Source organism: Uliginosibacterium flavum (assembly GCF_040566545.1).
GTDB classification, from domain to species: domain Bacteria; phylum Pseudomonadota; class Gammaproteobacteria; order Burkholderiales; family Rhodocyclaceae; genus Uliginosibacterium; species Uliginosibacterium flavum.
Map to the genome: position 1 here is coordinate 128,566 of NZ_JBEWZI010000012.1, position 26,378 is coordinate 154,943.

Sequence of the window (26,378 nt, forward strand, 5' to 3'; positions counted from 1 at the left end):
TCGTTCTGCCGTACATCAAACCGCTCGCCCGAAGTGCCATTCAGCCCAGCTTCTTCTTCAACAATTCATTCACCTGCGCGGGCGAAGCCTTGCCTTTGCTGGCTTTCATGACCTGACCGACCAGCGCGTTGAAGGCTTTTTCCTTGCCGGCGCGGTATTCGGCGACGTTCTGCGCATTGGCCGCCAGCACTTCGTCGATGATCGGTTCGATGGCTGAGGCGTCGGTGACTTGCTTGAGGCCTTGCTTGTCGATGATTTCATCGGCCGTCGTGCCTTCGCCATTCCACAGCGCTTCGAAAACTTTCTTGGCGATGTTGTTGGAGATGGTGTTGTCGGCGATACGCACGACAAGGCCGGCGAGCTGCGAGGCGTCGACCGGGCTGGCGGCGATGCCTTGTTCCTGCTTGTTGAGGCGCGCGGCGAGTTCACCCATCACCCAGTTGGCGGTGAGTTTGGGCACCTGGGCGATGTGCGCGCCACCGGCGGCGTTCACGGCATTCAGGAAGTACATCGCGGTGTCGCGGTCTGCGGTGAGGCCGGCGGCATCGTAGGCCGACAGGCCGTATTCGCCCTCAAAACGCGCGGCCAGCTGACCTGGCAGTTCCGGCATCGTCGCCTGAACTTGCGCCTTCCACTCCTCGCTGATCACCAGCGGCAGCAGGTCGGGGTCGGGGAAATAGCGGTAGTCGTGCGCGTCTTCCTTGGTGCGCATCACGCGGGTTTCGCCCGTATCTGGATCGAAGAGCACGGTGGCCTGCTGGATCGTGCCGCCATCTTCCAGGGTCTCGATCTGCCAGTTGATTTCGTAATCGATGGCCTGCTGCAGGAAGCGGAAACTGTTCAGGTTCTTGACCTCGCGCCGCGTGCCCAGCGGCTGGCCGGGTTTGCGCACGGAGACGTTGGCGTCGCAGCGGAAAGAGCCTTCCTGCATGTTGCCGTCGCAGATGTCGATCCATTGCACCAGCGCGTGCAGCGCCTTGGCGTAGGCCACGGCTTCGGCGCTGGAATTCATGTCCGGCTCGGTCACGATCTCCAGCAGCGGCGTGCCAGCCCGGTTCAGGTCGATGCCGCTCTGGCCGTGGAAGTCTTCGTGCAGGCTCTTGCCGGCATCTTCTTCGAGGTGGGCGCGGGTCAGGTGCACGATCTTGGTGTAAGCCTTGTCGCCTTCGCCGACCTGAATCGGGATTTCGCCGCCGACGACTACGGGCAGCTCGAACTGGCTGATCTGGTAGCCCTTGGGCAGGTCGGGATAGAAGTAATTCTTGCGTGCGAACACGGAACGCTCGGCCACTTCGGCGCCGATGGCCAGACCGAACTTGATGGCGCGCTCGACCGCGCCCTTGTTCAGCACCGGCAGCACGCCGGGCAGGGCGATATCCACGGCACAGGCCTGCACATTCGGCTCGGCACCAAAGGCGGTGCTGGCGCCGGAGAAAATCTTGGAGGCGGTGTTGAGCTGGGCGTGGGTTTCCAGGCCGATGACAACTTCCCAATCGCTACGCATGACAGGCTTTCAGAACAGGTTTGGCGAACTGCTGATTTTAACGCAAGCCACCGGCTGCATCGATTCTGATTGTGAAGCTGTCCGCAGAGGCGCGTGCCGACGGTCGCTCAGGGCAGGCTGCCCGTACAAGCTTGCCTGACCTGCCCGGGCACAGAACATGCTCGAAGATGCTTATGGCGCGCGGTTCTCCGGCATGCCATGCTGCGCGCCGCGACCCAAGCTTCTGAGCCAGCGCAAACCGTATCAAATCCTTGCACTTCGAGGCTTGAGACGAGATGGCGGCAATGTTAGGGTTGAGACCGGTGCCACGCCAAGAGCCGGCACGCATGCCCTTCCCGGGAGGAGCAAATCCATGAATTCTCTTGTAGCAAACACGGCCGCATCGCTATTGATGCTGGCCCTGAGCGGATGCAGCCTGATGAGTCAGAAACCCCTTTCCCCCCAAATCGCCCCCGGCAGCGCCAGCCGCCCGGTGCTTTCTGCCGAGGAAGCCAGCCAGTTCACGATGGAACGTTACTTCGCAGCCAATGGCCTGCTCGCCTCGCCCACACCTGATCCATGGCTACCGGTAGCGATCTACCTCGACAGCACGCCGGACTTCGTCGTCGGCAAGGGTGGCAGCCACGCCAGCGTGCAGGAAGCCGTCAATGCGGCAATCCACAAAGGCAAGGCGGTGCGTCAGTTCATCAAAATCCTGCCCGGCACCTACACTGGCGCCGTTTACGTGCCGATCAGCGCCCCGCCCATCACCCTGATAGGGGCCGGCAGCAAGCCTGCTGACGTGAAGCTGGAACTCACCCTGGACGCCATCGTGCTGCCCGCCGTGTATGCGCAAACCGTCAATCCGGCCGGCCAGTTCAAGGAAGGTGATCCGGCTTGGGAAATGTTCAAGGCCTGCGCCGACCTGCCAGGCGGCAAGAAGATCGACACACCTTGCTCGGCCGTGGTGTGGGCGCAATCGCCCGGTTTCCAGATCGCCAATCTGACGATCACCAACACCTTGCTCGACAGTGTGGATGGCGGCACGCATCAGGCCGTAGCGCTGCGCACCGATGGTGACAAAACCCAGCTGGAAAACGTGCGCCTGATCGGCCGCCAGGACACTTTTCTGGCCAATGTCGGCGAAGCACCGACGATTCCGAACAAGCTCGGCACTTATCCCACCGACCGCATCGCTCGCGTTTACGTCAAGGACAGCTACATCGAGGGCGACACCGATTTTGTCTTCGGCCGGGCGCATGCCGTGTTCGACAACTGCCAGTTCCACATCGTCGCCAGCCGCCAGAATCGGCCGGCCATCGTCTTCGCGCCGGATACGCTGGCCGACTCCGCGCTCGGCTTCCTCGTAGTTAACAGTCGTTTCACGGGGGATGCCGCGCATCAGGCGCTGGGTACGAGTTTCCTCGGCCGATCCTGGGATCAGGGTGCCAGCGGCACCGGCTACCTGATGGGCAGCACGCCGAATGGCCAGCTGGTGATCCGCGACAGCTACATTGATGCCAGCTTCAGCATCAACACACCTTGGGATCGCGCCGCCACCACCACCCGCATGCACAGCGGCAACGCCAATCCGGCGCGCGATCTGGATGACGCGGGCTTCAACCGCCTGTGGGAGTTCAATAATTTCGGTCCGGGCGCAGGCCCCGCGACAGCGGTCAAATAGTCCGGCGTTGGTGCCACACAAAGGGATTGGCTGCGGCCAATCCCTTTTGCCGGGAACCAAAATTCCGGTATCCGTACTAAACTGCCGATATGGCCCGTCGCTTCCGCCTCCTCCTCATCTGTCTGATCATGCTGACCGTCCCGCTACAGGGCGTGTCGGCGGCCGTCATGACCATGAGTGTGGCCGAGCACTCCGGGCCAGCGCAGATGACGGATTGCCATAGCGGCATGGCCCAGTCTGTGGATCACTCAGCACCTGAGAAATCCACGCAAGACAGTCACAACTCCGTCAAGCTGAAGGTCTGCAGCAGTTGCTGCACTGGCGCGATCCTGAACGCCAGCCTTTCACCTGCGCCGCTCAACCAGTCCGGCGACAACACCTACCTCTCCCTGCTTTCCCGCAAACCTAGCGGCTTCATCCCGGACGGTCTGGAGCGCCCCCCGCGCGCCATTTCCTGAACCCAAGCTACGTATTTCTGGCAGGTTTTCTACGCTGCCAGTTGTCTGTCGTATTCATTGATCAGGAAATTGCCATGAAAATCCGCACCCTCATTGCGTCCACCGCACTCGGCTTTGCCGTCTTCGCCCTTCCCGCCCAAGCTCAGCATACGGGGCACGACATGCCCGCCACAGCTGCCGTCAGTACTGAACTAAGCAGCGGCGAAGTGCGTGCTATCGATCTCAAGACCCGCAAAATCACCCTCAAGCATGGCGAACTGAAGAACCTCGGCATGTCGCCCATGACCATGGTGTTCGCGATCAAGGCGGGCATCGAACTGCCCAAGAATCTGAAGGCAGGTGATCCGGTGCGCTTCCGTGCCGAAGAGCCCGGCGGTGTGCTGACCGTCACGCTGATTCAGCGCTGAGGAGCCCATCATGATCCACAGACCATTGCGGATGGTCTGGCTGTGTCTCGCCCTCAGCGGCCTGACACTGCCGGCCTTCGCGCACGAAGACCGCCTTGCCGCCAGGCCGTCCGCCATGCATGCCGAGCAGACTCCTTGGGGCATTGCCGGGCAAGCCAAGGCGGTGCGGCGTGAAATCCGCATCAGCATGGGCGATGACATGCGCTTCAGCCCCGACACGTTCAGTGTCAAACGCGGTGAGACCGTGCGCCTGATCATCACCAACGCAGGCGCACAGCTGCACGAACTGGTCATCGGCACGCCCGCCGCACTGGCCGAGCATGCCGAAATGATGAAGCGCTTCCCCACCATGGAACATGCCGAAGCCCACATGGCCCACGTCCCGGCCGGGCAATCGCGTGCGCTGGTGTGGCGCTTCAATCGCGCCGGCCAGTTCGCCTTTGCCTGCCTGATCAATGGGCATTTCCAGGCCGGCATGCGCGGCACAATCGAGGTGAAACCATGACACGACACTTTCTATGGCTGGCCGTGCTACTCGCCAGCCCCCTGCTGGCAGCCGAGCCACTCTCGCTGAACGAAGCCCGGCGTCTCGCCGAAAACCATGCACCGCAGATCGCTGCCAGCCGCGCGCAGGAAGCCGCTGCGCGTGAAATGGCGGTAGCGGCCGGACAATTGCCCGACCCGGTGTTGAAGCTGGGCGTCAATAACGTGCCGGTCGCCGGCGAGATGGCCTGGAGTCTGGTGCAGGAAGGCATGACCATGCGCCAGGTCGGCCTGATGCAGGAATTCACACGCGGCGACAAGCGCCAGGCGCGTGCCGACAAAGCCAGCCGTGAAGGCGATCTGGCGCGGATCAGCCAACGCCAGATCCTCGCCGACACGCGTCGCGACGCGACCCTGGCCTGGCTGGACGTGGCCTATCAGGAGAGCATGCGCAGCCTGCTGGAACAACAGGTCGCCGAACTGCGCCTGCAACAGCAGGCCGCCGAAGCGGCCTTTCGTGCCAGCCGCGGCGAGCAGGCCGATGTGTTTGCCAACCGCCTGGGCATCGAACGCGCACAGGATCAACTCGCTCAGATGCAGCGCGACATCGCCATGGCCCGCAGTCGGCTCGCGCGCTGGATCGGCGACGCTGCCGAACGGCCGCTGGACGCGCCACCTCCCATCGCTGCGCTGGACTGGCAGCCGCAGAACCTCAGCGAAGACGCTGGCGAACATCCGACCTTGGCCACCCAGCAAGGCATGGTCGCCGTCGCCGAAGCGGATGCCCGCGTGGCACGCGAAAATCGCAAGCCGGACATAGCCGTCGAGCTGATGTATGGCTTCCGCGGGCCCAGCTACGCCAACATGGTTTCGTTGAACGTGTCGATGCCCCTGCCTTGGGATCGCGCCAACCGGCAGGATCGCGAACTCGGCGCCAAACTGGCTCAGCTGGACGAAGCACGCGCCCGCAAGGACGACATGCAGCGCGCCTACTTGAGCGAGCTCCGCGGCAATCTTGCCGTGTTGCAGAACAGCCGCGAACGCCTCCAACGTTATGACGAAGTTCTGATTCCGCTGAGCCGCCAGCAAACTGAGGCCGCACTGACCGCCTATCGCGCCGGCTCCGGCAGCCTGCCGCGCGTGCTTGAAGCGCGGCGCATGGCCGTCGACGCCCAGATGGAACGCCAGCGCATCGCGCTGGAAGCTGCCCGCACCTGGGCGCAACTCAATTTCCTGAACCCGCAAGAGGACCAATCCTCGTCTGCGCTAGGAGCACAACCATGATCAGTACCCAGCAGAAAGTCCTCACCCTCGCCGTCCTGCTCGCCTTCGGCGCGGTCGGCTACGGCGCCTATCAGCTCGGCACCCGCCATTCCGTCACGCCGCAAGTCGCTGCGGGTGCCGGTGACAAGATCGACCCCGCCAGTGGCCGCAAGGTGCTGTACTGGCAGGATCCGATGGTGCCCGGCCAGAAGTTTGATGCACCCGGCAAATCGCCCTTTATGGACATGCAGCTTCAGCCGGTCTTCGCCGACGAAGCTGCCGATGCTGCCGATGCTGCCGATGCTGGCGGCATCAGCGTGAGCCCGCGCCAGACGCAGAACCTGGGTCTGCGTACCGTCGAAGTCGTGCAGGGCAGCCTCGCGCCGAAGATCGAAGTCAGCGGCAGCGTGGCCTGGAATGAACGCGGGCTGGCCGTGGTACAGGCGCGCAATACCGGCTTCGTCGAGAAACTTTTCGTGCGCGCCACCCTGGACCGCGTCAGCAAGGGGCAAGCCCTCGCCGAGCTGTATGTGCCGGACTGGATCGCTGCGCAGGAAGAATTCCTCGCGGTGAAGAAAATGCAGGGCGAAGGCATGCCAGCATTGGTCGACGGCGCACGCCAACGCATGCGTCAGGCTGGCATGGACGACGCGCTGATCGCCAAAGTCGAACGTGAAGGTAAGGCACAGGCGCGCATCACGATCCACGCGCCGGTCGCCGGCAGCGTGATCGAACTCGCCGCGCGCGAAGGCATGACGGTGATGGCCGGCGCCACGCTGTTCCAGATCAACGCGCTGGACAGCGTCTGGGTGAATGCCGAAATCCCGGAAAGCGCAGCCGCCCTGGTGACAACAGGCATGCCTGTAGAGGCAATGCTGGCGGGCTTCTCCGGGCAGGTGTTCAAGGGCCGGGTGCAGGCCATTCTGCCCGAGGTGGAAGCGACCACCCGCACCCTCAAGGCGCGCATCGAGCTCGCCAATCCCGGCGCTCGTTTGTCGCCCGGCATGTTCGTACGCATTTCACTCGGCGGCGCAGCAAAGCCCGCTCTGGTGATTCCGGCCGAAGCCCTGATCCGCACCGGCACGCGCAGCGTGGTGATGCTCGCCGAAGGTGAAGGCAAGTACCGCCCGGTCGATGTGCAGACCGGCCAGGAAGCCAATGGCCAGATCGAGATTACGAATGGCCTCGCCGCCGGGCAGAAGGTCGTTGTCTCCGGCCAGTTCCTGCTCGATTCGGAAGCCAGCCTGCGTTCAGTCGGCACGCGTGTCGCGGAGCCGCTGGCCATTACGGCGAAGGAATATCAGGTCGAAGCGGTGTTCGAATCCGAAGTGGATGGCATGGCGATGCTCTCCCATCCGGCTATTCCCGAACTGAAATGGGGCGCGATGACCATGGGCTTCAAGTTGCCCAAGGACGGCCTGCCCAAGGATCTGAAGCCCGGCCAGAAAGTGCACATCGCTTTCACCACACCCGCCAGCGGCGAGCCGCAGCTGACGCATGTGATGGTGATTGGGGGTGGGAAATGAGCGAAACCTTCAACACCGCGGCACCCAGCAGCATCGTCCCCGCGCAGAGCCTGCCCTCGACCCGATCGGGGGCGGGGACCCAGCGGCTTTTGCTTGCTTCTTTGATTGACCGGCAAGGCTTGCAGACACCGGATTCCCGCCGTCGCGGGAATGACGGGTTCTGCGCTGGAGATCAGCCATGATCGCCAAACTGATCCGCTGGTCCATCAGCAACCGCTTCCTCGTTCTGCTCGCCACGCTGATGCTGAGCGCATGGGGCGTTTACGCCGCGTTGCGCACGCCGCTGGATGCGCTGCCCGATCTGTCCGACGTGCAGGTGATCATCCGCACCAGCTATCCGGGACAGGCGCCGCAGATCGTCGAGAATCAGGTCACCTATCCGCTCACCACCACCATGCTCTCGGTGCCAGGGGCGAAGACGGTACGCGGCTTCTCCTTCTTCGGTGATTCCTTCGTCTATGTGCTGTTCGAAGATGGCACCGACCTGTACTGGGCGCGTTCGCGCGTGCTGGAATACCTGAATCAGGTGCAGTCACGCCTGCCGCCATCGGCCAAAACCGCGCTGGGGCCGGACGCCACCGGCGTGGGCTGGATCTACAGCTATGCGCTGGTCGACAAGAGCGGCAAGCACGACCTCGCCCAGCTGCGCAGCCTGCAGGACTGGTTCCTCAAGTACGAGTTGAAAACCGTGCCGAACGTGGCCGAGGTCGCTTCGGTCGGCGGCATGGTCAAGCAGTATCAGGTGGTGCTGAATCCGGACCGGCTGCGCGCCTACGGCCTGAGTCATGCCATGGTGATCGATGCGCTGATGCGGGCGAATCAGGAAACCGGCGGCTCGGTGCTGGAACTGGGTGAAGCCGAGTACATGGTGCGCGCTTCGGGCTATCTGCAGACGCTCGACGATTTCCGCAAGATCCCGCTGATGAGTGAAGCCTCCGGCGTGTCGGTGCGCCTTGGGGACGTTGCTACGCTGCAGATCGGGCCGGAGATGCGACGCGGCATCGCCGAACTGGATGGCGAGGGCGAAGTGGCGGGCGGCGTGGTCGTATTGCGATCAGGCAAGAACGCGCTGGAAGCGATTAACGCAGTGAAGGCCAAGCTCGAAGCGCTTAAACCCAGCCTGCCCGAAGGCGTCGAGATCGTGGCGACCTATGATCGCGGCGATCTGATCGAGCGCGCGGTGGATAACCTCAGTTACAAACTGCTGGAAGAATTCATCGTCGTGGCGCTGGTGTGTTTCATCTTCCTGTTTCACCTGCGCTCGTCGCTGGTGGCGATCATCTCGCTGCCGCTGGGCATCCTGATGGCGTTCATCGTCATGCACTATCAGGGCGTCAATGCGAACATCATGTCGCTGGGCGGCATCGCGATTGCCATCGGGGCGATGGTGGATGGCGCTGTGGTGATGATCGAGAACGCCCACAAGCATCTGGAAAAGTGGAAACACGCGCACCCGGGTGAAGAGCCTCGCGGCGAGACGCACTGGCAGATCATCGGCGACGCCGCCGCCGAAGTCGGCCCGGCGTTGTTCTTCTCGCTGCTGATCATCACCCTGTCCTTCATCCCGGTGTTCACGCTGGAGGCGCAGGAAGGCCGGCTGTTCGCACCGCTGGCCTTCACCAAGACCTACGCCATGGCCGCCTCGGCCGCTCTGGCAGTGACGCTGATCCCGGTGCTGATGGGTTATCTGATTCGCGGCAAGATTCCGGACGAGCACAAGAATCCGCTCAACCGCGCCCTCATTGCGATTTATCGCCCGCTGCTCAACGGCGTGCTGGCCTGGCCCAAAGCCACGCTGGCCGCCGCGCTGGTGCTCCTGGTACTGAGTCTGTGGCCGCTGCAGCACATCGGTGGCGAGTTCATGCCGCCGATGGACGAAGGCGATCTACTCTACATGCCGACGGCTTTGCCCATGCTCTCCGCCGGCAAGGCCAGCGAATTGCTGCAGCAGACCGACCGCCTGATCAAGAGCGTGCCCGAAGTCGCGCGCGTCTTCGGCAAGGCCGGTCGCGCCGAAACGGCCACCGATCCGGCACCGATCGAGATGTTCGAAACCACCATCCAGTTCAAACCGAAGAGCGAATGGCGGCCGGGCATGACGAGCGAGAAGCTGATCGAAGAGCTGGACCGCATCGTCAAGGTGCCGGGCCTCGCCAACATCTGGGTGCCGCCGATCCGCAACCGCATCGACATGCTCGCCACCGGCATCAAGAGCCCGGTGGGCATCAAGGTCGGCGGCGCCTCGCTCACCGAGATCGAACGCCTCACCACCCAGATCGAGCGCGTGGTCAAGGACGTCCCCGGCGTCAGCTCGGCGCTGGCCGAGCGCCTCACCGGCGGGCGCTACATCGACGTGAACATCGACCGCGACGCCGCCGCGCGTTTCGGCATGAACATCGCCGATGTGCAAAGCGTGGTCAGTGCAGCCATCGGCGGCGAGAACGTCGGCGAGACCATCGAGGGCCTCGCCCGCTATCCGATCAATGTGCGCTACCCGCGCGAGCTGCGCGATTCGCTGCAGAAGCTGCGCGAGCTGCCCATCGTCGGCCCGCGCGCCCAGCGCCTGTCGCTCGGCGATGTGGCCCAGATCCGCATCAGCGATGGCCCGCCCATGTTGAAAAGCGAAAACGCGCGCCTCTCCGGCTGGGTCTATGTCGATATCCGTGGCCGCGATCTGGCGCGCACGGTGCATGACATGCAGAAAGCCGTCAGCGAGCAGGTGAAGATGCCCGCCGGCTATTCGCTGGCCTGGTCCGGCCAGTTCGAGTACATGGAACGTGCGGCCGCCAAGATGAAGATCGTCGTGCCCTTCACCCTGATGATCATTTTCCTGCTGCTTTACCTCAGCTTCCGCCGCGTCGATGAAGCCGTGTTGATCATGGCAACCTTGCCCTTCGCGCTGGTCGGCGGCATCTGGCTGCTGTGGCTGCTCGGCTACAACCTGTCGGTGGCCGGGGCGGTCGGTTTCATCGCGCTGGCCGGCGTGTCGGCCGAGTTCGGCGTGATCATGCTTTTGTACTTGAAGCACGCCTGGGAGGAACGTCTGGACAAAGGCATGAGCGATACCGAAGCCCTGCTCGACGCAATCCGCGAAGGCGCGGTGCTGCGCGTGCGGCCCAAGGCCATGACCGTGGCGGTGATCCTAGCCGGCCTCTTGCCCATCATGTGGGGCGGCGGCACCGGCTCGGAGGTGATGCAGCGCATCGCCGCACCGATGGTCGGCGGCATGATCACCGCGCCGCTGCTGTCGATGTTTCTGGTGCCGGCGGCGTATTTGTTGATGCGCAGGAGACGAGTCAGCAGGGTGGATTCGCGCAGCAAGCCATCATGAGCCTTGCCAAGGCGTGACGGGGGTTGTCGCAGCGCTCCGAACCTAACCTACGCTGAGCCGTACCCCGCTTGCATCTGCGAGATACCTGCCTGAAGATGTCCGCCCCATGCGGCTCTTCAGGCAGGTATCTGCAAAGTCTGCGCGCCTATTGCGCCGCCCCTTGGATGCAGGCGTGACCCTTGCAACCGTGCCGCCATCATCGAGCACGCCTTCCACTTCGTAGGCGATCACGCAGGGGGCGGCGGCGACTTGCTGCCGGCTCTCTGCCGGCATGCGTTTCTCTTCAGCTTCGCAGGAGGCGCTGCAATCGGGCGGCGTGTGCGCCGTAGCAGGCAACACATACTGATTCGCTGTCAATGCCAGGCAAAGCGGCGGTTCGGGGCGCTAACGCCTCAGTGCTACACTCAGCTCAACAGGCCGGTCAGCGGCGGCGCGTTCCCAGCTCTACGCGTAGTGGCAAACAAAAGTGGTCAGGCGTTCTCGCCTTTGTTTCCTGTGCTTTCACGCAATCAGATACAGGAAAAATGGCGATGTCTTGCAAACTCTGGAAGCAGGCCTGGGCGGCGGATCAGATCGATTTTCACCAGATGCAGGTCAATCCGCTCTTGCAGACCTATTGGCCGAGCCTGGCGCTGCCGGCCGACGCAAAGGTTTTCGTGCCGCTGTGCGGCAAGAGCCTGGACATGGCCTGGCTGCTGTCACAGCACTGCCGCCTCGTCGGCGTCGAAATCAGCCCGATTGCTGTAGCGGCCTTCTTCGCTGCCAAGCACTTGGTCCCGCAGTCAAGCCGGCAGGGCAAACTCACGCGCTGGCATACCGATCAGGTGGATATCTTCTGCGGCGATTATTTCGATCTGGGCTCAGCTGAACTTGCCGATGTAACGGCCGTGTACGACCACGCCGCCATGCAGGCCTTCGGCCCCAAGCTGCGCCAGCGCTACGTCAGTCATCTGGCCAACCTCTTGCCGCCAGCCTGTCCGGTGTTGCTGCTCTCAACGGGCTATCCGGAGGCCGGCGATGCGGAGAACAGCTTCGTGATCGATGAGGAAATTCTGGCGCTGTATCAGACGCGCTTCAGCATCGAATTGCTGCACGGCGAGGCGGGCTTTGAAACCCACGCCGGCCACGAACAGGCAGAAGCGCAGCGGACCGAGGAAAAGGTCTATTTGTTGCGCACGAAGGGCCGGAAACAGGTTTCTGAACAGATAGCCTGAAGAGCCGCACCCCGCTTGCCTGTGCAGCATGCATGCCCGAAGAAGTCCGCCCGGTGAGGCTCTTCAGGCAGCTATTCAGGCAACGCTCTCAGCGCATAGCGACCGAGCGCCCTGGCAGCAGGAAGTCGATGAAGGCGCGGGTCTTGGCGGGGAGCAGGCGGTCCGGCAGGGTGACGAGGTGGATCTGGCGCGGCGGCATGTGGCAATCGCCAAGGATCTCGACCAGCTCGCCGCGCTGCAATTCGGCGTCGACCAGATAACGCGACATGGCGATGATGCCCAGACCTTCGCAGGCCGTGGCACGCAGCACTTCGACACTGTTCACGACCAGCACGCCACGCACTTCGATGTCCAGCATTTCGCCGGCCGGGCTGGTGATGCGCCAGGGATTCTGGATCACGTCACCGGCGTAGAACAGGCAATTGTGCTGACGCAGCTCGGGCGCAGTTTGCGGCGTGCCGTGCGCCTGCAGATAGGCCGGGGCGGCGCAGATCACATAGGGCAATTCGGCCAGATGACGCGCGACCAGGCCCGGCGCGGGCGTATTGGTCAGGCGAACCGCGATATCCACGGCGGACCCGGCCAGATCGGCCATCTGGTCGCTGAGCTGCAGTTCGACGCGAATCTCAGGGAAGCGCTGCAGGAAGGACGCGAGCTGCGGGCCGAGCACGCGCGTGCCGTAGGAATGCGGCGCGGTTACGCGCAGGGTGCCGCGCGGCGTGCTGGCCAGTTCGTGCAGATGCGCCTCGGCACTGTTCATTTCGTCGAGCACGCGCCGGCAGTAGGCGTAGAGCGCCTCGCCGGCCTCGGAGAGACTCTGGCGCCGGGTCGTGCGATGCAGCAGGGTGACGCCGAAATCCTTCTCCAGCGCGCTGATGCGTTTGCTGACCACTGCCCGCGAGCAAGCCAGTTTTTGCGCCGCCGCCGAAAATCCGCCCGCCTCGACGACTTCCGCGAAGCTCGCCATGTTGATCAGTCGTTCCATGATTTGCGCCTATTCAGAAACAATCCTGTTCGACTGTAGCGCTTTTTTAGCAGATCAAGAAACTCTAGACTGCACTTACCCCATCCCCGACCCAGCAGAGGTCCACATCATGCAAAAAACCTCAAAACTTCTCAGCCCAACCGCCTGGGCCTCCCTGGCTTTGGTGCTGGCCACGATCATGTGGGGCGTCGCCTTCCCGGTCTCTAAGGCGGTGCTGGCCGACATGGATCCGATCTCGATGAGCCTGTGGCGCTACGGTATCGCCGCGCCGATCTTCCTTGCCCTCTTGGCCTGGCGCGAAGGCGCGGCTGCGCTCGGGCTCGAAGGCCACGGCTGGAAGCTGTTGGGGCTCGGCACGCTGGGCTTTGCCGGTTTCAATCTGCTGATGTTCTACGGCGTCAGCATGTCGCGACCGGAATTCGGCGCCATCGTGATGGCCTTGCAACCCTTGATCGCGGTGATGATCCAGTGGGCGCGCAGCGGCAAACGGCCGGCGGCTCGCAGCTTCGGCGCGCTGGCCCTGGCGGTGCTCGGCGTGGTGTTGCTGACCACCGACGGCCATCTGAGCCGCCTCACCGAACATGCCGCCGTACTGCCCACGCTGATGATGATTGCCGGCGGCACCTGCTGGGTGCTGTACTCGATGGGCGCGGCCGCTTTCCCGCACTGGTCTCCGCTGCGTTACACGGCGCTCAGCGGCACGGGCGGCGCGCTGGCGCTTGGGGTTTTCTGGCTTGTCGTGGGTGCGGCCGGTGGCCTTCGTCTGCCTGCTGCGAGCGCCCTGCCTGCGCTGGCTCCGGCCCTGCTGTTTCTGGTCTTGCTGGCGGCCGTTGTCGCCGTGCTGTGCTGGAATCAGGGCATCCGCCAGATCGGCGCGCAACGTGGCATGCTCTTTATCAATGTGGTGCCGCTGACGGCCCTCGCGGTCGGCGTGCTGCGCGGCCATGCGTTGGGCCACTGGGAGCTGGTCGGCGCGGCGCTGGTACTGCTGAGTCTGGTCCTGAACCAACTCGGCGGCCGCAAGGCGGCAATGACAAAAAATTTGCAGCCGGCTTTGGCTGCGTGCAAGTGAGAGGAACGACCATGAAAGCTGTTGGCTACCAGAACATCCTGCCCATCGAGCATGCCGATGCTTTGCTCGACCTTGAGCTGCCCGAGCCGCAAGTCAGCGGGCGCGAGCTGCTGGTGGAGGTCAGCGCCATCGCTGTGAATCCGGTCGACACCAAGGTGCGCAAAAGCGCCACGCCGCCGCCCGGTGAGACCAAAGTGCTGGGCTGGGATGCGGTTGGCCGCGTGCTTGCCGTCGGCCCCGAGGTCAGTCTGTTCAAGGCCGGCGATCGCGTCTGGTACGCCGGCTCCATCGCGCGGGCCGGTGCCAACAGCCAGCGGCATGTGGTGGATGAACGCATCGTCGGCCACGCGCCAGAATCCTTGCCTGACGCGCAGGCTGCAGCCCTGCCGCTGACCAGCCTGACCGCCTGGGAGATGCTGTTTGATCGCCTGGAAGTGAAGCAGGGCGGCACGAGCGAGGACGCCATTCTGATTATCGGCGCGGCCGGCGGCGTCGGTTCGATCCTGACCCAGCTGGCGCGCCAGCTCACCGGGCTGACCGTGATCGGCACGGCTTCACGGGCGGAAACCCAGGCCTGGGTGCGCGAGCTCGGCGCTCATCACGTCATTGACCATAGCCAGCCCTTGAGCGAGGAACTCAAGCGCATTGGCATTCCGCAAGTGCGCTACGTGGTGAGTCTGACCCAGACCGATCAGCACTTTGCCCAGATCGTCGAATGCCTGCTGCCGCAGGGGCGTTTCGGCCTGATCGACGACCCCAAGGCGCTGGACGTCAGCGCGCTCAAGCGCAAATCGATTTCGCTGCACTGGGAGCTGATGTTCACGCGTGCCCTGTTCAGCACGCCGGACATGATCGCCCAGCACCACATCCTCGAAAACCTCGCAGTTCTGGTCGATGCCGGCCAGATCCGCAGCACCCTGGGCGAGCATTTTGGCGTGATCAATGCGGCGAATCTGCAGCGCGCCCACGCCCTGCTCGAATCCGGCAAGGCGCGGGGCAAGATCGTGCTGGAAGGCTGGGGCTAAGCCGCAGCGCGCGCCAAAAAAGCCCGCCTTGGCTTACTACAGTTCACCCAGGGATCAACAACCCCTCTCACGTCGTTCCCGCGAAGGCGGGAATCCAGAGACTTTGCGAACGCCGCTGGCTTCCCGCCTTCGCGGGAACGACGGAAATTTGATGTCAAAAGTCTGAATAAACAGCAGTACCGCAAACTCAGGTTTGCGGGCTTTTTTGCGTGCGTGCCATGCCTTGCAGAGCCGCACCCCGCTTGCCTTTACAGCAAGCCTGCCCGTAGAGGGCCGTCCGCTGCGGCTCTGCAGGCCACTGCCATGAAGGCCCTTGTCACGCCGGTGTAACAGGGCAGGGCAAGAATCGCGCGCAGGTTCCGGGAACTCACCCGGCCCCGCCTCGATCTCTTAAAAAAGGTTTGCCCGATGCCCGCACCCACTCTGCCCTTCAAGCCCCGTCACCTCGTCACCCTGCTGGCCTGCGCCCTCAGCCCGCTGGCCGCTTCGGCCGCTACGCCCTTCACCGGTCTGAGCCAGGCCTGGACCTTCAGCCACACAGGTGGTCAGTTTTCCGAAATCGCCTCTTTCGATGCGCAAACCAACACCCTGTGGGTTGCCGGCATCGTTGGCGTGGACGTGCTCAACGCCCGCACCGGCAGCCTGATCCAGCATATCGACACAACTGCCTGGGGCAGCATCAACAGCGTCGCCATCAACAACGGGATTGCGGCCTTCGCCATCGAATCCTCGGTGCGCACCGATCCAGGCGTGGTCAAGCTCTTCGACACCAGCACCCTGGCGCTGGCCAGCGGCACCAATTCCTTCACCGTCGGCGCCCTGCCGGACATGCTCACCTTCACGCCGAACGGCAGCAAGCTGCTGGTTGCCAACGAAGCCTCGCCGACCAGCTACACGGGCTTTGACCCAGCCGGCAGCGTCAGCATCATCGACATGAACAGCCGCACTCTGGTCGCCACCGCCGGCTTCAGTGGCGTGCCGATTACGGGCAGCGTACGCACGACGCCGATGGATTTCGAACCCGAATACATTGCCGTGAATGCCACCGGCACGAAAGCCTATGTGACCCTGCAGGAAGCCAACGCGATGGGCGTGCTGGATCTGAACAGCAACACCTTCACCAGCGTGGTCGGCTTGGGCACCAAGAGCTTCAACACCACCGCGAATGCCATCGACACCAATGACAAGAAGGACGTTGGCTCGCTCAAGACGGTGAACGTCAGCGGTCTGTATCAGCCCGACAGCATCGCCGCCTATCAGGCCAACGGCCAGACCTATCTGGTCATGGCCAACGAAGGCGACACGCGCGAAGACGACGGCGACAAGGCGCGCGCCAGCACGCTGGGCGCCACCGGCGATCTGGCCCGCCTGAACATCTCCACCACCGATTCCACGGCCGGCAATCTGGTCACCTTCGGCGGCCGTTCCTTCAGCATCCGTGATGCCGCCGGCAACATCGTGTTCGACAGCGGCAACAAACTGGATGCCGAAGCCATCGCGCGTGGCATTTACGACGACGGTCGCAGCGATGACAAGGGCGTGGAACCGGAAGGCGTCACCCTGAAAGTCATCGACGGTCGTACCTATGCCTTCATCGGCCTGGAGCGCACGACCAAGGGCGCGGTCGCCGTGTATGACATCACCGACCCGGCCAATTCAGTCTTCATCGACATGATCGTCACCAATGGCGACGTGGCGCCTGAAGGCCTCACTAGCTTCACGATGGATGGCAAGCATTACCTGGCGATTGCCAACGAAGTCTCCAACACTACGACGCTGTATGCCCTGGCGCCTGTGCCGGAAGCTTCCAGCTGGATGATGCTGCTTGGCGGTCTGGGCCTGCTCGGCTTCATGCGTCGCCGCGCTGCCTGAATCTACCGCAAATTGTTTTGCCGGGCCGGACCCTGTCCGGCCCTTTTCATTTCTGCGGACCTTGGTCCGTTTGGCGAATCTTTTTCAGTGCTTCGGCGAAAGCCACTTGAGCCTTGCGCGCACCGGCTTCGAAGTTGCCCACGGTCTCGCGTGAGGGACTATAGACGGTCTTGCGGGTCGATTCCTTCCGCGCGTCTTCTGGTTTGTCAACGGCGCTTTTGGCCTGTGTGTCTTTCATGAGGTGTTCCTGTATGTGCTTTCCGGGGCAACAACATCACGGGTAGCCGATCGCTCTGCTGCCCGTGATATTCCACACGCGAGCGCTCGTATTACTTAGCTCGCGTGGATTTGCGGATCTCTTCCTTGGCATCACCGAACGCAGCCTGAACTTTGCCGGTGGCGCCCTGAATCTTGCCCTTGAGCTCCAGCGTGGGATTGCCGACCACCTTGCCGGCGGCCTCTTTCACCTTGCCGGTTGCTTCGTCGACACGGCCTTTTACTTGATCTTTATTCATGGTGCACTCCTGTTCATGTTGGTTGCAGGTCTGGGGTGCTGAACCGTCCAGCCCCTTGTTGCAGACAATAGGCCTTGAACTCCTGCGCTTCTGTACGCTGGCGCCCATAAGCAAATCAGCTCGGCGAACGGCCTGTCCGAAGCAGCCACATCGCCAACCATGCCATGCCCGGAATCTGACGGGCGCCCCCGCCTGTTAGAATCGCGCCTTTGATTCATGTGGCGCGCACGCTGTGCGCCGGCTTTGTGGAGAAACCGTGATGTACCAGTCCCCCCTTCTGCAGGATCTGCATGCCCGTGGCCTGATTGCCCAGGCCACCGACGCCGAGGCGCTCGATGAATTGCTGACGAAGGGCGCGCTCACGCTGTATTGCGGCTTCGACCCGACTGCCGACAGCCTGCACATCGGCTCGCTGGTGCCCCTGCTGGTGCTCAAACGCTTCCAGCTCGCCGGCCACAAGCCGATTGCCCTGGTGGGCGGGGCCACCGGCATGATCGGCGACCCCAGCTTCAAGGCCACCGAGCGCAAGCTCAACACACCCGACATCATCGCCGGCTGGGTGGACAAGATCCGCGCCCAGGTCGAACCCTTCCTGAGTTTCACCGGCAGCAATGGCGCCGTCATGGTGAATAATTACGACTGGTTCAGCGGCATGGGCGCGCTGGAATTTTTGCGCGACGTCGGCAAGCACTTCTCGATCAACGTCATGATCAAGAAAGAATCCGTGCAGCAGCGCATCAACCGCGAAGGCGAGGGCATCTCCTACACCGAGTTCTCCTACAGCCTGCTGCAAGGTTACGATTTTGCCGAGCTCAACAAGCGCCACGACTGCGTGCTGCAGATCGGCGGCTCCGATCAGTGGGGCAACATCGTTGCCGGCACCGACCTGACGCGGCGTCTCAACCACAAACAGGTCTTCGGCCTGACTCTGCCGCTGGTGGCCAAGGCCGACGGCACGAAATTCGGCAAGACCGAATCCGGCACCGTCTGGCTGGACGCGAAGAAGACTTCGCACTACGCCTTCTACCAGTTCTGGCTGAACACGGCGGACGCCGACGTGTACAAATTCCTCAGCTACTTCAGTTTCCTGTCGGTCGCTGAAATCGCCGCCATCGAAACGGCCGACAAGGCCGCGGAAGGCCGCCCGCAAGCCCAGCGCGTCCTCGCCGAGCAAGCGACCGCGCTGGTGCACGGCTCTGCCGCGCTGGAGGCCGCGCAGCGCATCAGCGCCAGCCTGTTCTCTGGCGATCTGGCCGCGCTGACCGAAGGCGACCTGGAACAGCTCGCACAAGACGGCGTACCGGGCGTCGCCCTTGAAAAATCCGTCAGCAGCCTGATCGAAGTGTTGGTGGCAAGCGAACTGGCGAAATCCAAGACCGAAGCCAAGACCTTCATTCAGAGCGGTTCGGTGTCCATCAACGGTGCCAAAACCGACGCGCTGGATCACGCCTTCAGCGAGGCCGAGCGCCTCTTCGGCCGCTTCAGCCTGCTGCGCCGGGGCAAGAAAAACTACGCGATGATCCGCTGGATCTGAGCCGCAAGCTCGCACCCAAACAAAAGCCCGCCGGCGCAAATCGGCGGGCTTTTTTTGGTCAATGTCCCGAAGAGCCGCCCCCGGATTGCCTGTCCGGCACTCATGCCCGAAGACATAGCGCCAGCGAGGATCTCAGGCACATTTGCTCGCAAAGTCTCGACCCTCTTTGGTCTACAAGGATATGGCCCTGGCAGGCTTGCGAGGATTCAGTCTTCAGGCTACCCCGCTGTACATCGTTATTCCATGAGGCTTTACACCATTAAAAAAGCCCGGCCCGCTTGCGCGGTACCGGGCTTTCATTCGCCGTGCAGCGCGATCAGCGTTGCGCGGGCACTCCGAACTTGTCGACCGCTTCCCACAGTCCGTTCAGATACACGGCGCCGAGCGCACGGTCGTAAAGACCGTAGCCGGGCTTGCCGGTTTCGCCCCAGATCATGCGGCCGTGGTCCGGGCGCACGTAGCCGGTGAAGCCGACGTCGTGGTAGGCCTTGATGATCGCTGCCATGTCGAGCGAGCCGCAGTCGGAGCGGTGCGCGGTCTCTTCGAAATCACCGTTGGCCGAGACCTTGACGTTGCGCAGGTGGGCGAAATGGATGCGGCCGAGGCCGCCAAATTCGCGCACCAGCGCTTCGACATTGTTTTCCGGCCCGGCGCCGAGCGAGCCCGAACACAGCGTCAGGCCATTGGCCTTGGTGTCGACAATCTTCAGGATGCGCGCTAGGTCGTCGCGATTCTTGACGATACGCGGCAGGCCGAAGATCGGACGCGGAGGATCGTCGGGGTGGATGGCCATCTGGATGCCGACTTCTTCGGCGACCGGGATGATGGCCTTGAGGAAGTATTCCAGGTGCGACCACAGTTTCTCTTCGTCGACCTTGCTGTACTCGTTGAGCAGCGCCTTGAGTTCATCAGCCTTGTAGCTGGCATCCCAACCGGGCAACGAGATGCCCTTGGAGACGTCGATTTCTTCCACTTCCTGCGTTGAAAAAGCCAGTGTCGTGGAGCCATCGGCGAGCTTCTTGGCCAGCGTAGTGCGCGTCCAGTCGAAAACCGGCATGAAGTTGTAGCAGATCACCTTGAGGCCACAGGCGGCCAGATTGCGGATGCTTTGCTGGTAGTTGGCAATCAGGCGGTCACGCGTCGGCTTGCCGAGCTTGATGTCTTCATGCACCGGCACCGATTCGATGACGTCGAAGGCCAGACCGGCGGTTTCGATCTTCGCCTTCAGCGCCTGGATCTTGTCGATCGGCCACACTTCGCCGACCGGCACGTCATACACGGCCGAGACGATGCCATGCATGCCCGGAATCTGGCGGATGTATTCGAGGGTGACGGGGTCGCTGTCGCCATACCAGCGGAATGACATTTTCATTATGGATCTCCTTGGGTGGATTTATCAGTGGGCCGCGCTGGCCTGCATGCGCCGCGGCGCGCCCTGCACGGGCAGGAATGTTGCGGCCGAAGCTTCCGGGTTAATGTTGGCGGGGCAACAGGCCCAGCGTTTCTCGGCTTTGTTATCTTCAATATAGGTACGCGCACGTGTTTCTGACGAAAAGGCCGCCAGCGGCCTGTCGCTCCACACGATCCAGACTTGCATGATCATCGCGGCGCCCTCAATCAAACGCCGGAATAGGCTGAGAAACCGCCATCAACCGGCACGACCACACCATTCACGAAGCCCGAAGCCGCGTTGCTGGCCAGCCACAGCAAGGTGCCGGTCAGCTCATTTGCTTCGCCGAAACGCTTCATCGGCGTGTTGCCGAGGATCTTGCCGGCGCGTGCCGTTGGTTCGCCGGCCGGCGAGAACAACAGGGCACGGTTCTGGTTGGTGACGAAGAAGCCCGGGGCGATGGCATTCACGCGGATATTCAGCGGCGCCAGATGGACTGCCAACCATTGCGTGAAGTTGCTGACCGCTGCCTTGGCGGCGCTGTAGGCCGGAATCTTGGTCAGTGGGCGGAAGGCATTCATCGACGAGATATTGAGGATCGAGCAGCCATCGCGGCCGAGCATCTGCTTGGCGAAAACCTGCGAAGGCAGCAAGGTGCCGAGGAAATTCAGGTCGAACACGAAACGCATGCCTTCGGGGTCGAGGGTGAAGAAGGTCACCACGGCCGGATCGGTCTCTGTCAGGTCGGCCACCGAGGCCGTTTCGCGCGTGGTCGTGCCCTTGGGGTGATTACCGCCGGCGCCGTTGATCAGCAGATCGCAGGGGCCGAGCCGGCTCAGCACTTCTGCAGCCGCCAGCTCAATCGAGGCGCGCTCCAGTACGTTGGCGGCCAGGCCGATGGCGTCGCCACCGGCCGCGCGGATTTCGGCGGCGACGGCTTCAGCCGCCTCCAGCTTCAGATCCAGAATGGCGATACGGGCGCCGCTGCTGGCCAGCGCGCGGGCCATCTCGGCGCATAGCACGCCGCCACCGCCGGTTACGACGGCGACCTTGCCGCCAAGATCTACAGAAAAGGCTTGTTGCATGGAACGGGTCTCCTCGACTTTAAAAATTGTGTCAGCGGAGTCGACTCGATCCTGATGCGGACGGGCGGTGACTGGCGCGCTGGATGAGATCAGCATCGCGCAGGAACTTCATACCGTCCAATTCCAAATAAGTCTTCCACGATACCTTTGCGGTATGGGGAGCCCGCCCAGCCTCAGGCGGGGGTGTCAGCGCGGAAAGCGCGCACGGTGTCGAGCAGTGCGGCCAGCAGCGGGCTGGATTCGTCGCGCCGGTAGGCGCAGTGCAACAGCACCCGGGCTTCGACCTCTCCGGTCAGCGGGCGATAGACGACGTTAGGCAATTGCAGGCTGCGCACCGAATCGGGCACCAGCGCCGTGCCGAAACCGCCTGCCACCATTACCGCCGCGGCAATCATGTCGGCGGCTTTCTGCAGCGTATGGGGCTCGAAACCGTGATGGCGGAAGAGTTCGCGGGTGGCCGTGAACATGCTGGAATCCTGCTCGCCGATCAGTAGTTCATCGCGCAATTGTTCGATATCGACCTGTTCCTGTGCCGCCAATGGGTGGCGCGTGTTCAGCGCCACGTACACCGGCTCGGCACAGACGGTTTCAACGCACAGTTCGGGCGTCTCCGGCAGGTAGCGATCAAAGGCAATCATGATCCGGCCGCGATGCAGTGCTTCGATCTGCGGCCCTTTGGCGGCGCTGTGCAGCACCAGCTTCACGTCTGGATGACTGGCCGAGAAGCTGTTCAGGATTTGCGGCACGATGTTCAGCATGGCCGAGCCGAACACGCCGACATCGATGCGCCCGATCTGTCCCTTGCCGGCTCGCCGCGCCTGTTCGCTGGCCAACTCGACATGGGATTTGATCTGGCGAGCATGCTCCAGAAACATCGCACCCGCCTCGGTCAGCTCCACACCCCAGGGCGTGCGTTTGAACAGGGCAACTTCCATCTGCTCTTCGAGGGCCTGGATCTGCCGCGTTAGCGGCGGCTGCGAGATGTGCAAGCGCGCTGCCGCCCGACTGATGTTGCGTTCCTCGGCCACTGCAATGAAATACTTCAACTGCCGGATTTCCACTCTGAAGCCCTCTGCCGAACGCTGTATGCCCGGCGCGAGCTTACACCTGCGCCGCATAACCGCAGAATCAGGGTTTCTGCGGTTATGCGCGACGACATGATCGCTTCTCGGCGGAGACTCGATCTGGCGATAGCGCCCGAATGCAGCCGGGGCCAAACCATCACCTGTGGAAGCCTGCGCCTTGATTAAAGCCCGAACACTTTGCGCAGAAAGCTCACCGTTGCCTGCCCGGCCTTGTCACGCGCCGCCGTATTGCCCTGTACGCTCGCCCCCAGTGCACTGCACGTTTTGAGTACGTTCTGGTACGCAGCGCCAGAGATCCGCAGGCCCGTGGTGCGGTCGTAAGCGGCCAGCGTTTCAATATCGGTTTCCAGCGGGCAAGTTTCGACCGTGCGCTGTGCGCCACGCACGGTTACGTGACGCTGATCGTCATAATCGAACTTGTGATACGCGCCTGGCAGTGGCACGAACTCAACCGGTGTGCCAGCATCGCCGATTCGCTGTGCATAATCCCGGCAAGGGCCAATGGGCGTGTAGTCGTCTGCTTCGCCATGCATCCACAGTTCCGGCGCCTTGGAGAAAACGCCCGGTTTGACGATCAGCCGGAACGACCCGGCACAACCTCCCGAGTACGCCTGAATGTGCGCAGCGAAGCGCAGACCATCCGGTTGTTGTGCCGCAATGATTCGTTCGACCGCCGTGCGCCACGAGGCAATACCTCCGCGCGAAAATCCCATGATGGCGATGTGCTGAGAATCAATGCGCGGATGTGAAGCCAGCAAGCGCAATGCCGCAAAAGCATCCGCAATATCTGCCGAAAACGGCACTTGGGACTGATCTTCCGCCGTACTCTTTACGCCGCGCGGACCAAACCGGTCGAGCGAAAACACAGCAATCCCCTGTGCATTGAGCAAGTTCGGCCAGTAATCAAGCATTGCCGCGTAAATACCGCCGGAACCGTGCATCAATAGCACCGCAGGCACCTTGCCATTGCCCGGCGGCATGAACAGATGCCCTGTAATGTTTACGGCGTCGGCTTTGGGATCGGGTTTGAGCAAGTCCGGCAATGTCTTTGGCGTGCTGCTGGCGAAGGCATAGACACCGCTTGGCTGCCCGGCCTTGAAGTCACCCACAGCCTCCTGCCCTCGCCCGCTCAGTGGCGCCAAGGCGCACACCGTGATTAAAACGAGAAACAACGCCCGCCACCCACTTACAAATTTGGTGCGCATGTGATGACCCCTTCGCAAGTAATGCCTAAGAAAACAATAGTGGTGTTTACGTCCGTATTCCACTGACAAAATTGTTGGCAATTTGTCTGGGCTGCAGCAATTTTGCATAGGGTGACGATCAAATCATCCTGAGCGGCTCCGGGGACTTCACCGTCGCTTCACACAGCGCTCATTGCCACCTCACCTCGCGACTTCATCCTGCACGGGTGTTCAATCCTTGCAGGAGATATTCATGCGCAGTTTTCTTTTCAAAATGCTGATGATTGGCGTGCTGGCGGTCTTGTTGTTCGTCGCCGGGACGATGGTGCGGGGCGTGGTGTCAGACCGCATCATGAATCGCGATGTGGCGCGGGCATCGATTGCCGAAAGCCTGGCAGAGAGCCAGACCCTGGCGGGTCTGGTGCTGGTGGTGGATTACACCGAGCGCTGGAACGAGCCGGTGCTGGGCAAGGATGGCAGTGTGTTGCGTCAGGACGCGCGCACGCTGAAGCACGAAATGATCGTGCTGCCCGAAATGCTCAAACTCAATGCGGCCTTGCGCAGTGATCCGCGTCATCGCGGCATCTTCCACATCAATGCCTATGTGCTGGAGGGCAAGCTGGCGGGGGCGCTGAAAATGCCGGCGCTGGAGAGTCTGGTTCGCAGCCAGCCGGTGTCGACGCTGCGCATCAACGGCGCGCGCGCAGTGCTGGCCGTAAGCGATCCGCGCGGCCTGCGCAAGGCGGTGCTCAAGCTCGACAATCAGTTACTGGCGATGGAGGCGGGCACCGGCTTCGAACAGATGAGCAGCGGCGCGCATGCCAGCTTGCCGAACGCGGACACGCTGGCCGGGCGCACGGTTAATTTCGAACTGGCGCTGGAGTTGGCCGGCACCGATGCCTTCCGCATGGTTCCGCTGGCCCGCGAGACCAGCGCCCAGCTGAATTCCGCGTGGCCGCATCCGTCCTTTGGCGGGCGCTTCCTGCCGGTGACGCGCACGATCAGCGATAAAGGATTCGAAGCGGAATGGCAAATCAGCGCGTTGGCTTCGAATGCACGCCAGACCTGGCAAGCCGCCACCCGCGCGCCGAGCGGGCTGGCCGTGGATGCTTTTGCGGTGAGCATGATCGATCCGGTAGATATCTACTCCATGTCGGATCGCGCCAGCAAGTATGCCGAGCTGTTCATCGCCCTGACCCTGGGCGCTTTCCTGCTCTTCGAACTGCTGCGTCGCCTGAATCTGCATCCGATGAATTACCTGCTGATCGGCGCCGCCCTGCTGATTTTCTTCCTGATGCTGCTGTCGCTGTCCGAGCAGCTGGGTTTCGGTCTGGCCTATCTGGCGGCGGCCAGCGCCTGCGTGCTGCTGATCGGTTTCTACAGCGCGCATCTGTTGCGCAGCCTGTGTCTGGCAACGGGCTTCACGCTCGGTCTGGGTGCCTTGTACGGCGCGCTTTATGTCATCCTGCTGTCGGAGCAGAACGCGCTGCTGATGGGCTCACTCTTGCTCTTCGCCCTGCTGGCCTGCGTGATGGTGGCCACGCGCAAAGTGGATTGGCATGCTCTGTTGGCGGTGCGCGGCGAGGATAAAACGCTGAGCTGAGCATCTTCAAGAGTCGCGCGGGGCGGACTTCTTCAGGCAGCATGCCGGGAGAGGTCCGCTGGGTGCGGCTTAGCAGGTAGATCTATGTAGGGAGCAATCGAAGCGCAGCGCATTGCGCCGGATGATTACAACAACGCCTCAAAGTCCTCCTGACATTCCTCTTTCACCATTTCAAAGCCGTTTCTTACCGCCGACAAATGGGTGTTACAGATAGTGCTGAAGAATCGCTTGTTTGCGAGCCGGGGCGGCGGCGATGATGGCTTCGGCGGCGGCAATGGCGTGTTGCTCGACTTCGATTTCATTGACGATGCGGCGCTGCTCGGCCAGTTTTGGCAAAGGGATTTCCAGATTTTCGTAAAAGCTTGCCGGGACGCGCCGGTGACCGCTTGAGCCGGTCATGACTTTGGCAGCAGCATTCCGGATGGTCGCGCGATTGATCAGCGCGAAAAGATAGGCAGGGAGCACCTGTTCCGGATCCGCACGAAGAACATGAAATTCGGTACTACCCATCCCCATTCTGTTTTCCAGCCCTTGTGCCAAGGCGCATTTACCGTTTTCCATGCAAGGGGTGATCTTGGCGACGATGATGTCGTTTTCCGCAAAGTAGGTGTAACTGCCTTTGCGCAGGTGGCCCAAGGAGCGTGATTCACGGTGGGTGATCTGGCCTCCTTCACTAACCGAGGCCATCTCGACAAAGGAAACCAGCGTATCGTCAGAAATAGCGCGTAGTTCCGTTTTGGATGGGTTGATAAACGCGATTTGCGGCAGTTTTTTTACTTGTGAGGACGAGGCGTAAATCTGCGCGATCTTGCGTTCGACAGTAGTGCTAGCTGCTGCGATGCTGGCGTGGGCGGAGGTAACTTCATCATCCACGGTACCGCATTCGGCGACGATTTCATTTTGCACGTCAGGATTGGGGGCTGGGACTCGAATTTTTCGAATACTCTCCCACGATGTTCGAGGAAGTTGTTGCCCTACTACCGTTAATAAAACTTCAGAATTAAATGAACTTGTTCGGAAGTAATCCGCATAAAATATGGCGCTGGTTTCAGATTTAAATCTGAAGACTAGGATGTCTGTCGAGCAAACCCCCGGTTTATTGCATACCATTCCACACAACTCATAACGCATAAATCGCCTTCAGCTTCTCAGCCCCTCTGGCGAAGCTGCTGACTCGGG

23 protein-coding genes are annotated in these 26,378 nt (G+C 62.2%); 13 read left to right on the forward strand and 10 right to left on the reverse strand.

Annotated features, from left to right (window positions below):
* Positions 1 to 40: 40 nt before the first annotated feature.
* A complete protein-coding gene (gatB, locus tag ABXR19_RS12615) occupies positions 41 to 1,504 on the reverse strand; it encodes an Asp-tRNA(Asn)/Glu-tRNA(Gln) amidotransferase subunit GatB (protein WP_354601499.1) in 1,464 nt (487 codons plus the stop codon).
* Between the two features lie 352 nt (positions 1,505 to 1,856).
* Between gatB and ABXR19_RS12620 the strand changes: the two genes are divergently transcribed.
* The 8 genes from ABXR19_RS12620 (at position 1,857) to ABXR19_RS12655 (ending at position 11,849) form a co-directional block, all read left to right on the forward strand.
* The gene (locus ABXR19_RS12620) at positions 1,857 to 3,167 is read left to right on the forward strand and encodes a putative acyl-CoA thioester hydrolase (protein WP_354601500.1); all 1,311 of its coding nucleotides are present in this window, start codon (positions 1,857 to 1,859) and stop codon (positions 3,165 to 3,167) included.
* Positions 3,168 to 3,256: 89 nt separating this feature from the next.
* Complete coding sequence (locus ABXR19_RS12625; RefSeq protein ID WP_354601501.1) at positions 3,257 to 3,625, forward strand: hypothetical protein; 369 nt, start codon at positions 3,257 to 3,259, stop codon at positions 3,623 to 3,625.
* A gap of 74 nt (positions 3,626 to 3,699) precedes the next feature.
* The gene (locus tag ABXR19_RS12630; protein WP_354601502.1) at positions 3,700 to 4,032 is read left to right on the forward strand and encodes a copper-binding protein; all 333 of its coding nucleotides are present in this window, start codon (positions 3,700 to 3,702) and stop codon (positions 4,030 to 4,032) included.
* A gap of 10 nt (positions 4,033 to 4,042) precedes the next feature.
* A complete protein-coding gene (locus ABXR19_RS12635; RefSeq protein ID WP_354601503.1) occupies positions 4,043 to 4,537 on the forward strand; it encodes a cupredoxin domain-containing protein in 495 nt (164 codons plus the stop codon).
* Positions 4,534 to 5,799 carry a TolC family protein gene (locus tag ABXR19_RS12640; protein WP_354601504.1) on the forward strand — a complete coding sequence of 422 codons (1,266 nt, stop codon included), beginning with the start codon at positions 4,534 to 4,536 and terminating at the stop codon, positions 5,797 to 5,799. The genes ABXR19_RS12635 and ABXR19_RS12640 overlap by 4 nt, the downstream gene beginning before the upstream one ends.
* The gene (locus ABXR19_RS12645) at positions 5,796 to 7,304 is read left to right on the forward strand and encodes an efflux RND transporter periplasmic adaptor subunit (RefSeq protein WP_354601505.1); all 1,509 of its coding nucleotides are present in this window, start codon (positions 5,796 to 5,798) and stop codon (positions 7,302 to 7,304) included. Before ABXR19_RS12640 ends, ABXR19_RS12645 begins: the two co-directional genes overlap by 4 nt.
* 178 nt (positions 7,305 to 7,482) lie before the next feature.
* Entirely contained in the window at positions 7,483 to 10,635 is a 3,153-nt protein-coding gene (locus ABXR19_RS12650; RefSeq protein ID WP_354601506.1) for an efflux RND transporter permease subunit, read from the forward strand.
* 530 nt (positions 10,636 to 11,165) lie between these two features.
* Positions 11,166 to 11,849, forward strand: coding sequence for a thiopurine S-methyltransferase (locus tag ABXR19_RS12655; protein WP_354601507.1), 684 nt, complete (start codon positions 11,166 to 11,168; stop codon positions 11,847 to 11,849).
* An 88-nt stretch (positions 11,850 to 11,937) separates the two neighbouring features.
* On the opposite strand, the gene ABXR19_RS12660 is transcribed toward ABXR19_RS12655, so the two are convergent.
* On the reverse strand, positions 11,938 to 12,834 hold the full coding sequence (locus ABXR19_RS12660) for a LysR family transcriptional regulator (protein WP_354601508.1): 897 nt from the start codon (positions 12,832 to 12,834) through the stop codon (positions 11,938 to 11,940).
* Between the two features lie 109 nt (positions 12,835 to 12,943).
* On the opposite strand from ABXR19_RS12660, the gene ABXR19_RS12665 reads away from it, so the two are divergent.
* The 3 genes from ABXR19_RS12665 to ABXR19_RS12675 all read left to right on the forward strand — a co-directional run bounded on the left by ABXR19_RS12665 (position 12,944) and on the right by ABXR19_RS12675 (position 16,803).
* Positions 12,944 to 13,906 carry a DMT family transporter gene (locus ABXR19_RS12665; RefSeq protein ID WP_354601509.1) on the forward strand — a complete coding sequence of 321 codons (963 nt, stop codon included), beginning with the start codon at positions 12,944 to 12,946 and terminating at the stop codon, positions 13,904 to 13,906.
* A gap of 11 nt (positions 13,907 to 13,917) precedes the next feature.
* On the forward strand, positions 13,918 to 14,931 hold the full coding sequence (locus ABXR19_RS12670) for a zinc-binding alcohol dehydrogenase family protein (protein WP_354601510.1): 1,014 nt from the start codon (positions 13,918 to 13,920) through the stop codon (positions 14,929 to 14,931).
* Between the two features lie 408 nt (positions 14,932 to 15,339).
* A complete protein-coding gene (locus tag ABXR19_RS12675) occupies positions 15,340 to 16,803 on the forward strand; it encodes a choice-of-anchor I family protein (RefSeq protein WP_354601511.1) in 1,464 nt (487 codons plus the stop codon).
* A 46-nt stretch (positions 16,804 to 16,849) separates the two neighbouring features.
* Here ABXR19_RS12675 and ABXR19_RS12680 read toward each other — a convergent pair whose 3' ends face one another.
* On the reverse strand, positions 16,850 to 17,041 hold the full coding sequence (locus ABXR19_RS12680) for a hypothetical protein (RefSeq protein WP_354601512.1): 192 nt from the start codon (positions 17,039 to 17,041) through the stop codon (positions 16,850 to 16,852).
* A gap of 91 nt (positions 17,042 to 17,132) precedes the next feature.
* Positions 17,133 to 17,318: a CsbD family protein gene (locus ABXR19_RS12685; RefSeq protein ID WP_354601513.1), complete on the reverse strand. Its 186-nt coding sequence runs from the start codon at positions 17,316 to 17,318 to the stop codon at positions 17,133 to 17,135.
* Between the two features lie 259 nt (positions 17,319 to 17,577).
* Between ABXR19_RS12685 and tyrS the strand changes: the two genes are divergently transcribed.
* Complete coding sequence (tyrS, locus tag ABXR19_RS12690; RefSeq protein ID WP_354601514.1) at positions 17,578 to 18,852, forward strand: tyrosine--tRNA ligase; 1,275 nt, start codon at positions 17,578 to 17,580, stop codon at positions 18,850 to 18,852.
* Positions 18,853 to 19,168: 316 nt separating this feature from the next.
* Here the strand turns inward: tyrS and uxuA are convergent, their stop codons facing one another.
* The 5 genes from uxuA to ABXR19_RS12715 form a co-directional block, all read right to left on the reverse strand.
* On the reverse strand, positions 19,169 to 20,224 hold the full coding sequence (gene uxuA, locus ABXR19_RS12695; protein WP_354601515.1) for a mannonate dehydratase: 1,056 nt from the start codon (positions 20,222 to 20,224) through the stop codon (positions 19,169 to 19,171).
* A 24-nt stretch (positions 20,225 to 20,248) separates the two neighbouring features.
* Positions 20,249 to 20,455, reverse strand: a complete 207-nt coding sequence (locus ABXR19_RS12700) for a hypothetical protein (RefSeq protein WP_354601516.1) — start codon at positions 20,453 to 20,455, stop codon at positions 20,249 to 20,251.
* A 14-nt stretch (positions 20,456 to 20,469) separates the two neighbouring features.
* Positions 20,470 to 21,327: an SDR family oxidoreductase gene (locus ABXR19_RS12705; RefSeq protein WP_354601517.1), complete on the reverse strand. Its 858-nt coding sequence runs from the start codon at positions 21,325 to 21,327 to the stop codon at positions 20,470 to 20,472.
* Positions 21,328 to 21,500: 173 nt separating this feature from the next.
* Positions 21,501 to 22,388 carry a LysR substrate-binding domain-containing protein gene (locus ABXR19_RS12710; protein WP_354601518.1) on the reverse strand — a complete coding sequence of 296 codons (888 nt, stop codon included), beginning with the start codon at positions 22,386 to 22,388 and terminating at the stop codon, positions 21,501 to 21,503.
* Positions 22,389 to 22,573: 185 nt separating this feature from the next.
* Positions 22,574 to 23,617, reverse strand: coding sequence for a dienelactone hydrolase family protein (locus tag ABXR19_RS12715; RefSeq protein ID WP_354601519.1), 1,044 nt, complete (start codon positions 23,615 to 23,617; stop codon positions 22,574 to 22,576).
* A gap of 232 nt (positions 23,618 to 23,849) precedes the next feature.
* Here ABXR19_RS12715 and creD point away from each other — a divergent pair, with 232 nt between their 5' ends.
* Complete coding sequence (gene creD, locus ABXR19_RS12720) at positions 23,850 to 25,199, forward strand: cell envelope integrity protein CreD (RefSeq protein ID WP_354601520.1); 1,350 nt, start codon at positions 23,850 to 23,852, stop codon at positions 25,197 to 25,199.
* A 204-nt stretch (positions 25,200 to 25,403) separates the two neighbouring features.
* On the opposite strand, the gene ABXR19_RS12725 is transcribed toward creD, so the two are convergent.
* Entirely contained in the window at positions 25,404 to 26,330 is a 927-nt protein-coding gene (locus ABXR19_RS12725) for a restriction endonuclease subunit S (RefSeq protein ID WP_354601521.1), read from the reverse strand.
* Positions 26,331 to 26,378 lie beyond the last annotated feature (48 nt).